A 14,218-nucleotide genomic window follows, 5' to 3' on the forward strand; every position below is an offset into this window, starting at 1 on the left:
GAGAGTGACAGTAGTCAAAAACTTATAAAGGTTTATAAAACTATATTGAATTTAGATAATGTTTGTGTTGTGCTAAATTCAAGGGGTGGTATAAATGAAATATTATTCTATTGGGGAGTTTTCAAAATTAATAGGAAAAGCCTCACAGACTTTAAGAGATTGGGATAAAAAAGGTGAATTCAAGCCACATCATGTTTCACCAAGTGGATATAGATACTATTCACAAGAGCAACTTAATCATTTTTTAGGAATCAAAGGCATTGAAACTAAAACTAAAAAAGTAATTGGATATTGTAGAGTTAGCTCCCACAAACAAAATAATGATTTAGCAAGACAGATAGAAAATGTTAAAACATATATGATTGCTAAAGGTTATCAATTCGAAATAATACAAGACATAGGAAGTGGGATAAACTACAACAAAAAAGGATTAAATCAACTAATAGATATGATAACTAATTCAGAAGTTGAAAAAGTAGTAATTTTATATAAAGATAGATTGTTAAGATTTGGTTTTGAAATTATAGAAAATCTGTGTAACAAGTATGGGACTACTATTGAAATAATAGATAATACTGAAAACACAGAAGAGCAGAAATTAGTTGAGGATTTAATTCAAATTGTTACAGTATTTGGTTGTAGACTTCAAGGCAAGAGAGCAAATAAAGCTAAGGAAATGATTAAGGAGCTGCTTAAAGATGATACTGGGAAAGAAAGTTAGTCTATATCCAACTGAGAAGCAAGAACAAAAGTTATGGCAATCAGTAGGTACTGCAAGGTTTATTTATAATTGGACACTTGCAAAGCAAGAAGGGAACTATAAAAATGGTGGGAAGTTTATATCTGATAATGATTTAAGAAAAGAAATAACAATACTTAAACAAGATGATTTAAACTGGCTAAATGGAGTATCAAACAATGTGGCTAAACAAGCTGTTAAAGATGGTTGCGAAGCATATAAGAAGTTTTTTAAAGGATTATCAGATAGACCAAGATTTAAAAGTAGAAGAAAAGCTAAACCATCATTTTATAATGATACATCAAAACTTAAAGTTAAGGAAAGTTCAGTATTAATTGAAAAAGTAGGTTGGATGGATATAAAGAAAGATTCAATACCTATGAATTGTAAATACACTAATCCAAGGATAGGTCTTGATGGGAAGTACTGGTTCATATCAGTTGGTTTAGAAAAGGAAAATCCAACGCTAGAGTTAACTAAAGAGAGCATAGGCATTGATGTTGGAATAAAAGATTTAGCTATATGCTCCAATGGAATGACTTATAAAAATATCAATAAAACAAAAGCAGTTAAAAAGTTAAAAAAGACTTTGAAAAGAAAACAAAGACAATGTTCAAATAAGTATGAGAAAAATAAAAAAGGAAAGGAGTTTGTTAAAACCAAGAACATTGCAAAACTTGAAAAGCAAGTAAGATTACTTCATAGGAGATTAGCCAATATAAGAGTTAATCACCTACACCAAGCTACTAAGAAGATAGTGAAAACCAAGCCATCAAGGGTAGTTATGGAAACACTTAATATTAAAGGTATGATGAAAAATAAACATTTATCAAAAGCTGTTGCAGAGCAATGCTTATATGAATTTAAAAGGCAAAGGCAATATAAATGTGAGTTTTATGGAATAGAATTTGTTGAAGTTGATAAATGGTATCCATCATCGAAGACTTGTAGTGGGTGTGGAAATGTAAAAGCTAAACTTTCACTATCAGAAAGAACTTATATCTGTGAGAATTGTGGCTGTATTATAGATAGAGATTATAATGCAAGTATAAATCTTAGTAGATATTCAGAATAATTACAGAAACAATTATGCCTGAGGTGTACCATGGGTTGTATGGGAAGTTAAGCCCCTGGACTATTATATCAAACCAAAGTAGTTTTTAACAAAATGGGATAGGTTGAATGGGGAATTAAACAAGCTTTATAGAGTTTTATAAGGTTTTGGCAACGGTAGCTATGGTAGATATAGAACAATATAATGAGAAAACTTTTGAAAAAATAAAAAACATAAATGAGTTCGGACAAGAGTTTTGGTATGCAAGAGAGTTAGTTGACATACTTGAATACACAAAATGGGGAAATTTTAAAAAGGTAATTGATAAAGCTAAAGAAGCTTGTAACAATAGTGATATAAATGTATCAGACCATTTTGCCGACGTCGGCAAAATGGTTGGATTAGGCTCAGGTTCTGAAAGAGAAATAGAAGACATAATGCTTTCAAGATATGCATGTTACCTTATAGTGCAAAATGCGGATTCAAGGAAAAAGGTTGTTGCATTAGGCCAAACATATTTTGCAGTTCAAACAAGGAAACAAGAATTAATAGATAATTTTGAGAAAGAATCGGAAGATAAAAAGAGATTAGCTATTAGAAATGAGTTAGTAGATCATAATAAATCTTTAGCAGAAGCAGCACAAATGGCAGGTATAGAAGATCCAAGGGATTACGCAGTATTTCAAAATAGAGGATATCAAGGGTTATATGGTGGACTCGGGGCTAAAGAGATAAAGGAAAGAAAAGGATTGAAGAAAAGTCATAAAATATTGGATTATATGGGAAGTACTGAACTTGCGGCAAATCTCTTTAGAGCAACTCAAACTGATGAAAAGTTAAGACGCGAAAATATTAAAGGTAAGTATAAAGCAAACGAGGTTCATTATAAAGTTGGAGTAAAGGTAAGGAAAACAATAGAAGAACTAGGTGGAACAATGCCAGAGGACTTACCAACACCTAAGAAGAGTGTAAAGGCAATAGAAAAGGAAGAACAAAATAAGTTAAAGAATGGTGGTGAACACCTTGAATAAAGAAATAGCTAAAAGAATTAATTTAATAAAGCAAGGTAAAGTTCCTGAAGGATATAAAAATAGTGATGTAGGAATAATACCAAAAGAGTGGGGAATAAAGAAATTAACAGAATATATAACATCATTAAGTAATGGAACTAGTGTAAATGCAGGTGATAGATCTATTAAGAATGGTGAAATAGGGGTACTAAAGACTTCTAGTATAACAATTAATGGATTTAAACCTGAGGAAAATAAATTAGTAACTAATGGTTCTGATATAAAGAATCTTAAAGTATATCCTCAAAAAGATAATTTGGTAATAGTTAGAAAAAATACACCTGAACTAGTGGGTATGGTTAATTATATAGATAAGGATTATGAAAATATATTTTTACCAGATCTATTATGGCAAACTGTATTTAAAGAAGATTGTTATATAAATAAAAAGTATATATATTATTTTTTAAATACTAATTACTATAATAAACTAATAAAAACATTAGCAACAGGATCAAGTAAAAGTATGCCTAATATAAGAAAGGAAAACTTTCTAAATATTTTAATTTCAATACCTAGCAATAAAGAACAAAATAAAATCTCAATGGTATTATCTACTTTAGATAAATTAATCAAATTAAAACAAAAACTCCTACAAGAAAAACAAAAACATAAAAAAGGATTAATGGAGAGACTTTTAACAGGAAAGGTAAGGTTAAAAGGATTTGAGCGAAAATGGAATAAAATTAAGATTTCACAAATATTAAAAGTTAGAAATTATAAGAGTGAAGTAACAGAAGACTTAGAATTATATTCTCTTACGATTGAAGACGGAGTAACTCCAAAATCCGATAGATATAACAGAGAATTTTTAGTAAAGGAAGATAATAAAAAATATAAGATAACCAAATATAATGATATAGTATATAATCCAGCCAACCTTAGGTTTGGAGCGATTGCATTAAATAAAATACAGAAAGATGTTTTAGTATCTCCAATATATGAAACTTTATATATTAAAGATAATAAAAAGCATGATATAGATTTTATTTCAGCTATACTCACAAGTTATATACAAATTAAGAGGTTTTCAACTATGGCAGAGGGAACACTTGTCGAAAGAATGGCAGTTAAAATAAAAGATTTTATTAATTTTAGTATTAAAATACCTAATGATTTAAATGAAGGAAAGGAAATTGCTAAAATATTAAACACAGCTGATAAAGAAATAAATTTACTTAAAGAAGAAATAGAAGCATTAAAACAGCAAAAGAAAGGCTTAATGCAACTTATATTAACAGGAATTGTAAGAGTTAATGATAAGGAGAGGTAAAAATGCCAAAAAGTAAAGTTAGAAAGAAAAAAACAAAGGCTAAGAATAATAACAGTATTGAAACTAAAGATAAATTTTTCATAATAGAAGAGGATGTAAAAATGTCAGAGGTACTACTAGATTTTGCAAATCCTTTGTTAGAGCATTGTGAAGATATAGAAGAACATCATAAAGTTATAGCTTATGCAACTTTAATTTGGAATTTAACAAATTTACCTAAGGCAGATGGAGAAAGGTTTAAAAAAGACATATGCAAAATGCTTGAGCATGATGAAATACTATTACAAGATGGTATGGAAATGATGGAGATGATGTTAGCTAGAAAAGAAAAATATTTTAAAAATATGAAAAGAATGATTGTGGACTATGATATTTCAGTTACAGATGGTCAAATGAATGTTCAAATAGTAAGTACGCTAAATTAAAATACTAAAATTATTAGGGGATGGGATGCTTATGAACAATGATGAATTTAATGAGATTAATATTTCTCAAATACCAGCTATAGAAGTATTAAAATCATTAGGATATAAATATATAGAAACAAAAGAAGCAGAGGTTCTACGTGGGAATCGTTATAATGTTTTATTAAAACCAGTATTAAAAGATAAGCTTATTGAATTAAATTCATATACTTATAAAGGGAAAGAGTATAAGTTTAGTGAAAAAAATATTAATCAGGCGTTAAATGATATAGATGAAGCTTTAACAGATGGACTAGTTAAGACCAATGAGAAGATATTTCAAACCTTACTTTTAGGGAGGAGTTTCACAGAAGATTTAGAGGACGGTACTAAGCGTAGCTTTACTCTTAAATATATAGATTGGGATAATGTAGAGAATAATGATTTCTACGTAACCCAGGAATTCTCGGTAGAAACCGAAGATGGGAGAAGAGCTGCAAGACCTGATTTGGTTTTATTTATAAATGGAATTCCTTTTGGGGTTATTGAGTGTAAAAAATCATCTATTTCTATAGAGCAAGGTATTAGTCAAATGATAAGAAATCAATCAAAGGATTATATACCTCAGCTTTTCAAGTTTATTCAAATTGTTGTAGCTACGAATAAGAATGAAAGTAAGTATGCTACCTGTAGTACGCCTAGGAAGTTTTGGAGTGGGTGGAAAGAGCAGGATGAAGCATGGCTTAACAAAGAATTAGAGAAAGTTGTACCCTTAAGAATGGCTACAACTCAAGATAGAAATATTATATCTTTATTACATCCAAATAGGGTTATTGAATTTATTAAGTATTTCATTTTATTTGATAAAGATGTTAAAAAGATATGTAGATATCAGCAATATTTTGCTGTAAAGGAAATCATTAAGACTATTGAAAAAAGGGATGAAAGTAGTAATAGACAATCAGGGGTTATTTGGCATACTCAGGGGTCAGGTAAGTCATTAACAATGGTTATGGTAGCTAAGTATATTTTATCAAAGCTAAGAGAATTAAATCCTAAGGTTATAGTAGTTACTGATAGAGTTGATTTAGACAAACAAATCAATAGGACATTTAATCATACAAGACTTAAAGCTATTAAGGCAGCAACAGGAAATCATTTGATAAAATTAATTAGTGATAATGAAGCAGATGTTGTTACGACTTTAGTTCATAAATTTGATATTGCATCAAATAAAGGAGCTAGGATTGATTCTAGGGATATATTTATTTTAGTAGATGAATCTCATAGAAGTCAGTACAAAGAACTTAGTAATAAAATGAGAAATGTTTTTCCTAATGCTTGTTATATAGGGTTTACTGGAACCCCTCTTATGAAGAATCAAAGGAGTACTGTTTCTAAGTTTGGAGGCAAGCTTATTCATAAGTATACAATAGCAGATGGTGTTGAAGATAAAGCTATTTTGCCACTTCTATATGAAGGAAAGATGGTTGAGCAGAGTGTAAATAGAAAAGCTATTGATATGCAGTTAGATATCATAACAAGAAATCTAACTAAGACCCAAAAAGATCAAGTTATGAAAAAATGGAGTGTATTTGAAAGAGTAGCTTCAAGTGACCAAAGAATAAGGTTAATAGCATTTGATATAAATGAACACTTTACAAATAACTATAAGTCACAAGACTTACCTTTTACAGCAATGTTGGCTACTAATAGTAAAAAAGATGCTATTAAATATTTAAGAGCTTTTGAGGAACTTAAAGACTTGAGTGTAGGGGTAGTAGTTTCCCCACCAGATATGAGAGAGGGTCATGAAGAAATCGATAAAACTCCAGATGATGTTATTTTTGGGTTTTGGGATGAAATGATGAAGAAATATGGAAATGAAGCAAATTATGAGGATGCTTTAAAAGATGAGTTTGATCATGGCGAATTAGACTTATTAATAGTTGTAGATAAGCTTTTAACAGGATTTGATGCTCCAAGGGCTACTGTATTATACATTGATAAAAAAATGAAGGAACATACATTACTGCAAGCTGTTGCTAGAGTTAATCGTTTATATGAGGGTAAAGATTATGGGTATATTATAGATTATAGAGGGTTAATTACAAAACTTGATGAGGCTATGGATATGTATTCAGGTGCAGGTCTTGAAAATTTTCATGGTGGTGACTTAAAGGGCGCTATTCATGATGTTATTGTTATTGTTGGAGAACTCAGACAACATTACACAGAATTAATTAATTTCTTTTCATGTATTAAAAACAAAAAAGATGTTGAAGAATATGAAGTGTTCTTAGCTGATGATAAATTAAGAAAAGAATTTTATGATATTTTAAGTGGTTTTAGTAGAAATATATCTATAGCTCTAGAGTCACAGAAAATATATAATTCTTTAGGTAAAGAAGAAATAGAAAAATATAAATATGCTTTAAAGTTTTATCAAAAGTTAAGAGAAGCTGTAAAACATAGATATTCAGATACTATTGACCATAAGGAATACGAAGCAAGAATGCAAAAGCTAATGGATAATTATATTGCTGCAGAAGGTATGATGAGAATAACTAACCCTGTCGATATATTAGATGAAAAGGCTTTTGAAGAAGAGGTTGAAAGAATAGATAGTCCTAGATCTAAAGCCGATACCATTAGAACAAGACTAGGTAAGAGTATATCAGAGAAGTGGGATGAGAATCCTTTGTATTATCAGAAGTTTTCTGAAAGAATAGAAAGGGTCTTAGAAGAGTATAAGAACAAAAGAATTTCTGAAGCTGAATATTTAAGAACTATGGAAGACATAATGAATAGATATAGGCAAAAAAAAGATGAAAATATTTATCCAAAGGCAATAAGAAACAACGAAAATGCCAAGGCCTTTTATGGAGCTTTAAGTGGGGTAGTTAAGGAAAGCGGGGCTATTTATACTACTGGAGAAGAGGATTTAGGTAACCTAGCACTAGATATAGATAATGTTATAAAAGAAAATAGTAAAGTAGATTGGTATGATAATATAGATGTGCACAATAAGATAGCACAAGAAATTGATGATATTATATATTGCTACACTAGCAAAACAGGTGTGGAAATTACTTTTGATGATATAGATAAAATAATTGAAAAGGTGAAGAACGTAGCACTAAAAAGGTATTAGGTGATAATCATGAACACGTATGAGGTAATATATGGTGCAGATAAAATTATATTTCATATAGAGCGTAAGAAAGTTAAAAATGTAAATTTAAATATTAGGGTTAATGGAGAAGTGGTAGTAACTGCTAGAGAAGAAGTACCATTAGAATTTATAATGGGATTTGTTTATAGAAAAGCGAGTTGGATTCTTAAACAAAACAAGTATTTCAAAAACTATGCTACTGAAAATATAGGGATCAAAGAGCTCGTTAGTGGAGAAACAATAAAGTATTTAGGGAAGCAGTACAGACTAAAGGTTGAAGAAAGTGTAGATGAACATGTAAAATACTTTAGGGGTTATATTTATTTATATGTAAAGGATAAGAGTAATTATAAACATAAGGAAGAACTATTAAACAGCTGGATTGATTTAAAGTGTAGAAAAGTTTTTAAAGAAGTGTATAACAAAGTTTATCCTGCCGTAAGTAAATATGATGTTCCAGATGTTAGAATTAGTATAAGGAAGATGAAGTCTAGATGGGGATCTTGTATTGTACAAAAGCAAACAATAATTTTAAATAGAGAACTAATTAAAGCACCTAAATACTGCATTGAATATGTAATTTTACATGAGCTAATTCATTTAATGTATAAAGATCATAACAAAGAATTTTATGACTTTTTATATACGTTAATGCCAGATTGGAAAGAACGAAAGAGGATATTAGATGAAGAGGTTGTAATGACATTATAAATACTAAATATACAACACTTGTGAGGATATTTATAAGTATTTATCCTGAGGATATAAAGTGAAATAAGAATAGCTTTGTTTTAAAGTTATTCTTATTTTATTGAGCATAAAAACTTAGGTATCTTCAAAAATATAACTAGACTATATGTTATTTTTAAAATATATTCTATCTATACTATTACTGTTAATTAACAATAAATTAAAGTATAATAAGGTAGCTTAAATCAAATATAATGGCAGAATGTATATTATGATATTATAATAAGTAGCAAAGAATGGCATAAAACAAATTTAAAAAAGGTAGTTGATAAATAATTGGAAAAACAGTTTAAAAAGATAGGAACACATGATGGAAAGTTTCATGCAGATGAAGTTATGGCAACAGCTATACTAAATGAAATTTTCGTAACAGAATTAATAAGAACAAGAAATAAAAAGGTATTAGATGAATTAGATATAGTTTACGATGTTAATGGTGGAGAGTTCGACCATCACGGTATTGATAAGGTAATGCGAGAAGATGGAACCCCATTTTCCTCCTGTGGACTTATATGGAATAAGTTCGGGAAAGATGTAATTCGCTTTAAAAATGAAAGTTTGGATGAAGATCAAATTGATGAGATTTTTAATTTTATTGATAGGAGCTTAGTAGAAGGAATAGATGCCTTAGATAATGGCATATGGATAGATAAACCGGAAATTCCTTTAATGAATATTTCTTCAATTTTATCAGGTTTTAATCCATTATGGTATGAGGAAGATAAAGAAAATCAGAATTTTAATAAAGCAGTTGAATTTGCAGCCTCAATTTTAAATAATAAAATAAGTTTCAAAATATCCGTGATTAAAGCTAAAGAAAAGGTAGTAAAAGCTTATGAATCTAGAGAAATTCCTGAAGTTATGATACTTGATTCATATTGCCCATATGGGGAGTCACTTAAGGAAATTGATGAAAGACAGGAAATACTGTTTGTAATTTTTAAATCTAAAACTAATTATCTTTTGCAAACTATAAGAGGGAAAGATGGTAAGGATAAAAAGAAGCTTCCAAAGGAATGGATGGGTAAAAGGGATGAAGAACTTGCAAATGTAACAGGAGTTAGTGATGCTACATTTTGTCATACTGGAAGATTCATTGCTGGAGCTGTCTCATTAGAAGGAATTAAGAATCTAGCAAGACTCTCAATTCAAGAGCCCTTTGAACATGAAAGTATGATGGAAAAAATTATGAAGTTTGCAAGAAAGCTATTTATAAAAAAGTAACTAGATAATTTAACTGTTCCCACAATATGTTACCACTTCAGAGGTGTTAACATATTATGGATATACCATGGAGGGTATTAGATAAATATTAAATGTAACAGGTGGGTTTACCATAGCATAAGATATTATACAACAATTAAATGCAAAGGGGATTTTATGTATAATTCTTATTTTAGAGCTAATGATGCAAGTCCAGGAATTGTGGCTTATGCTAGGGGAGATGTAAATGGAGATAGGATAATTGACAATATATATTTAACAGGGATAATGACATCGGACAGTCCGTCTGTTCAAGATATAACCCTTGTAATACAAGATGGTATGACAGGTAGATTCACTAGTATACCACTTAAGCAAAACATAGGATATAGCCCTACAATAGGTTTAAGGGACTTTACAGGGGATGGTGTAGATGACATACTGATAGGCATTAATACAGGTGGCAGTGGTGGCATAATGTATTACTATATTTATTCCTTTATTAATAATACACCAAAGTTGCTCTTTGATTTTGATGTATATAATCAGCAATATGAGTATCAGGTTAATTATAAAGACAACTACAAGGTGGAAGTTATAAGTGAAGAAAATAATAAAATGTACATTATAGATATATCTAATAAGGGTGAGGAATATTTAAATGAGATATATGATAAAGATGGGAAGCTTAAAGAGCCAATTGAAGGTTTTGTAAATCCACTCAGTGGTTTATATCCTGTGGATTTTGATTCAAGTGGAGTATATGAGCTACTAGCATATCAAAAAATAGCTGGAAGATATAATGCGGATTCTTTAGGGTATATTTTGAATACCTTAATGTGGAAGGATAATATGTTTGTTTTAGATAATCAATACTTAGCTATTTTTGGATCAGATATACAGTAGGATTTAACTTTGAAATATTATTAAGATTAAATAACATGAAAAGGTCAGATATATCTTAAAGATTAATCTGACCTTTTTTACTTTGCTTTTTTGTTTATTATAGTTACATAATTCTAAATTAGGTTGCTAATATAAAATTAGGCAGATAATTTTATTATAAAAGTGTATTGATGGGATATAAAAGGGAAATAGGTTATTTTGATTAAAAGGTTATAGTTACTATACAAGTCCTATTAATCTAGCGGTATTTGCAACTATAAAGCAAATAATAATACCAGTTATAGTTGGAACAAGGAAGGACACTAGGGTCCATTTAAAACTTTGAGTTTCTTTTCTTATAGTAAGACAGGTGGTAGCGCAAGGCCAATGGAATAAAGAAAATAGCATAACACATACTGCGGTTAAAGAGGTCCAACCATTAGAAACAAGAAGAGTTCTTAACTGAACTAGGCTATCGAGTTCCAGCATGCTTCCTGTGCACATATAACTCATAATTATTATAGGGATAACTATTTCATTTGCAGGGAAACCCAAAATGAATGCCATTAATATATATCCATCAAGGCCGATAAGCCTTGCAAAGGGATCAAAAAAGTTGGCACAATGAGTTAGGATACTTAGATTACCAACAGTAATATTAGCCATGACCCATATGATAAGGCCTGCGGGTGCAGCTACTATAATTGCACGACCAAGTACAAATAAGGTTCTATCGAATATAGAGCGCACAATAACTTTTCCTACTTGGGGCTTTCTATAGGGTGGTAGTTCTAAAGTAAAGTTTGATGGGATACCTTTTAATATGGTCTTTGATAAAAGTTTAGATATTAAAAGGGTCATTACTACACCAAGGATAATTACAGCTGTAAGTATTAGGGCAGAGATTATGGACTGAAAGGGACCAAATATAGCTGAGGAAAAGAACATGGTTATAATTGCTATAAGAATAGGAAACCTTCCATTACAAGGTACAAAGTTGTTTGTGATTATGGCAATTAGTCTTTCTCTTGGTGAATCAATTATTCTACATCCTATTATGCCGGCAGCATTGCAACCAAATCCCATACACATTGTTAATGCTTGTTTTCCACAAGCACAGGACTTTTTGAAATAATTGTCAAGGTTAAAAGCAATTCTAGGTAGATACCCTAGATCTTCAAGTAAGGTAAATAGAGGAAAGAATATAGCCATTGGAGGAAGCATAACTGATATTACCCAGGCAAGAGTTCTATATATACCAAGAACTAATACTCCATGGACAAAGGGTGGAGTACCAAGTGAGGTGAAAAACATTGTAAGCTTATCTTCAATCCAAAATAGGCCCTTAGCTATAAGTTGTGATGGAACATTGGCTCCAGTAATGGTAATCCAAAAGACTATAGCTAAAAGGAGAATCATAATTGGAATTCCAAACTTTTTAGAGGTAAGATATTTATCTATTTTTCTATCCTTATTATTGTAATCCTTATTTTTAAAGGAAACTACCTCACTACTTATGTTTTCTGATATAGTTATTAGTTTAGAAACAACTTTATCACGAAAGGTATCGGAATCAATACCCTTTTTATTTAAAAATTCACGGATTTCATCAGCCTTATTTATAATATCCTCTTCTTTAGTTAAGTCAAAGTTAAGATATTTATTAATAGAATCTAATAGAGTCTTATCACCATCTATAAGCTTTAATGCTAACCAGCTAGAATTAAGAGCATTTTGAAATTTAACTTTGATAATATCTTGAATTTCACCTATGGCCTCTTCTATAGGGTCATCATATACAACACTTAATGTGTTAGGGATAATATCCTTAGATGAAACTTCTAAAACAGCATCCATTAGATCATTTAAGCCGTGACCATGTAGGGCGCTTGTTCCAACTACAGGAACTCCAAGTTTTTTTGAAAGCTTATCCATGTTTATTGATATGCCCTTTCTCTTTGCCTCATCCATTAAATTAACGCATACTACAACCTTTGAAGTTATCTCAAGGGTTTGCAAAACAAGATTTAAATTTCTTTCAAGGCAAGTTGCATCAACTACAATTACGGTTGTGTCTGGATTTCCAAAACATATGAAATCTCTAGCAACCTCCTCTTCAATGGAATTTGCCATTAAGGAATATGTGCCTGGAATATCTACTAGGATAAAATTATTATCCTTATAAAGATAATTTCCGTGAGCATTTGTTACAGTCTTACCAGGCCAGTTACCGGTATGTTGATTTAAACCAGTTAAACTATTAAAAACAGTACTCTTACCTACATTAGGATTACCACCTAAGGCTATTATTTTATCATCTAGGTTTGTTTTATTGATTTTTAGCTCCTGTTCAAGCACAGTTGAGTTAGTTGATTTATAAGCTTTGACCATTAATGTTCCTCCCTAATAATATTGAAAACTTATATATTTTAAAATAAGCTTTTATAAATATGAGGTTAGAGTGCTTCTACCAAGATCATAGAAGACATTTCACTTCTAAGAGCAATGACAGTACCTCTAATAAGATAGGCAATAGGGTCTCCAGAAGGACTTTTATGCAGTGGTTTTACTACGGTATCATAGGTTAATCCTAAATCTAACATCCTTCTTCTTATTAGACCTTCAGAAGTAAGATTCCTTACTTTGCAACTCTTACCAAGGGGTAAAGAATTAAGTGGTATATAGCAATTATTCATATAAAAAACCTCCTATATAATTTAAAATATCCTGATTGTTATTTTATTTAAGATTGATAAGTTCATGGATTTAGTGTAGAGAAAGAAACTTTCCCTAAGCTAAGATATGATAAATACTTTCTAAGTGTTACTAGTATATATGAAATATAAGGTAGTAAAAATATAGTAGTTAAACAAACTAACATATTAACTAATTATTTTTAGATAACTAAAGTAATATTACAATATGGAGGTGATTGAGTGAGTGATGAATTTCATACTGTACGTGGATATGAATTGAAAAGAGAGAGTAAAAATATGCTTACCCCTGCATTAGAAGATTATCTTGAAATGATTTATAGAAACTCAATGAATGAGGATTATATTAGAATAAATACACTTGCAAAGCTTTTAAATGTTAAGGATTCTTCGGCTTCAAAGATGGTAAAGAAACTAGGTGAGTTAAATTTTGTAGATTATGAAAAGTATGGGGTTGTAACCTTAACAGATGAGGGAAAAAAGGTAGGAAAGTTCCTACTAAATAGACATAATGTAATAGAAAACTTTTTATCTCTTATAGGATGCAAAGAGGATATTCTCCTCCAGGCAGAATTGATTGAGCATACTATTACACCTGATACAGTAGATAATATAAGGATTTTAAATGACTTTTTTGAGAATGATAAGGATGTATTAGAAAAGTATGCAAATTATAAAAGAGACATTAATGGAAGGTAGTTCAAGGTTAAAAAGGGTGATTTAATTATATTAAATAATATCACCTTTAGTAATATTATTATTTTTATTATTAATGAGTTCGTCGTATAACTCATTAATAATGTTATTGATATCGTCTTCTTTAAGGCCCGTGTAATGAGCATCAATTAAAACCTTCTTAAGCCCAGTGTAGGACTTACTTAAAGTGTTTGTAGTAAAGATTCTAGAAAGTTCTCTTACAGAGGGTAATTTATCTACAGGTAAAAGCATGGC

At 30.1% G+C, this 14,218-nt stretch carries 12 protein-coding genes; 10 read left to right on the forward strand and 2 right to left on the reverse strand.

Going from position 1 to position 14,218, the window contains the following annotated elements:
- Positions 1–94: 94 nt before the first annotated feature.
- The 9 genes from DY168_RS02635 (at position 95) to DY168_RS02675 (ending at position 10,574) form a co-directional block, all read left to right on the forward strand.
- A complete protein-coding gene (locus DY168_RS02635) occupies positions 95–721 on the forward strand; it encodes an IS607 family transposase (protein WP_115640352.1) in 627 nt (208 codons plus the stop codon).
- The gene (locus tag DY168_RS02640) at positions 699–1,814 is read left to right on the forward strand and encodes an RNA-guided endonuclease InsQ/TnpB family protein (protein WP_115640353.1); all 1,116 of its coding nucleotides are present in this window, start codon (positions 699–701) and stop codon (positions 1,812–1,814) included. Before DY168_RS02635 ends, DY168_RS02640 begins: the two co-directional genes overlap by 23 nt.
- Before the next feature lie 161 nt (positions 1,815–1,975).
- Positions 1,976–2,824, forward strand: a complete 849-nt coding sequence (gene dinD, locus DY168_RS02645) for a DNA damage-inducible protein D (protein ID WP_115642383.1) — start codon at positions 1,976–1,978, stop codon at positions 2,822–2,824.
- Complete coding sequence (locus tag DY168_RS02650) at positions 2,817–4,136, forward strand: restriction endonuclease subunit S (protein ID WP_172556245.1); 1,320 nt, start codon at positions 2,817–2,819, stop codon at positions 4,134–4,136. Before dinD ends, DY168_RS02650 begins: the two co-directional genes overlap by 8 nt.
- 2 nt (positions 4,137–4,138) lie before the next feature.
- On the forward strand, positions 4,139–4,561 hold the full coding sequence (locus DY168_RS02655) for a hypothetical protein (RefSeq protein ID WP_115640355.1): 423 nt from the start codon (positions 4,139–4,141) through the stop codon (positions 4,559–4,561).
- Between the two features lie 31 nt (positions 4,562–4,592).
- Positions 4,593–7,694 carry a type I restriction endonuclease subunit R gene (locus tag DY168_RS02660; RefSeq protein WP_115640356.1) on the forward strand — a complete coding sequence of 1,034 codons (3,102 nt, stop codon included), beginning with the start codon at positions 4,593–4,595 and terminating at the stop codon, positions 7,692–7,694.
- Between the two features lie 9 nt (positions 7,695–7,703).
- A complete protein-coding gene (locus DY168_RS02665; RefSeq protein ID WP_115640357.1) occupies positions 7,704–8,426 on the forward strand; it encodes a M48 family metallopeptidase in 723 nt (240 codons plus the stop codon).
- 315 nt (positions 8,427–8,741) lie between these two features.
- A complete protein-coding gene (locus DY168_RS02670; RefSeq protein ID WP_115640358.1) occupies positions 8,742–9,689 on the forward strand; it encodes an MYG1 family protein in 948 nt (315 codons plus the stop codon).
- 156 nt (positions 9,690–9,845) lie between these two features.
- Positions 9,846–10,574 (forward strand): VCBS repeat-containing protein, encoded by a 729-nt coding sequence (locus DY168_RS02675; RefSeq protein WP_115640359.1) that lies wholly within the window; start codon positions 9,846–9,848, stop codon positions 10,572–10,574.
- A 219-nt stretch (positions 10,575–10,793) separates the two neighbouring features.
- Here the strand turns inward: DY168_RS02675 and feoB are convergent, their stop codons facing one another.
- Both feoB and DY168_RS02685 read right to left on the reverse strand, forming a co-directional pair.
- Complete coding sequence (feoB, locus tag DY168_RS02680; RefSeq protein ID WP_115640360.1) at positions 10,794–12,944, reverse strand: ferrous iron transport protein B; 2,151 nt, start codon at positions 12,942–12,944, stop codon at positions 10,794–10,796.
- 65 nt (positions 12,945–13,009) lie between these two features.
- Positions 13,010–13,249, reverse strand: coding sequence for a FeoA family protein (locus DY168_RS02685; RefSeq protein WP_115640361.1), 240 nt, complete (start codon positions 13,247–13,249; stop codon positions 13,010–13,012).
- A 240-nt stretch (positions 13,250–13,489) separates the two neighbouring features.
- Between DY168_RS02685 and DY168_RS02690 the strand changes: the two genes are divergently transcribed.
- A complete protein-coding gene (locus tag DY168_RS02690) occupies positions 13,490–13,966 on the forward strand; it encodes a metal-dependent transcriptional regulator (RefSeq protein WP_115640362.1) in 477 nt (158 codons plus the stop codon).
- Positions 13,967–14,218 lie beyond the last annotated feature (252 nt).

It is taken from the genome of Clostridium putrefaciens (assembly GCF_900461105.1).
GTDB lineage: Bacteria > Bacillota > Clostridia > Clostridiales > Clostridiaceae > Clostridium_L > Clostridium_L putrefaciens.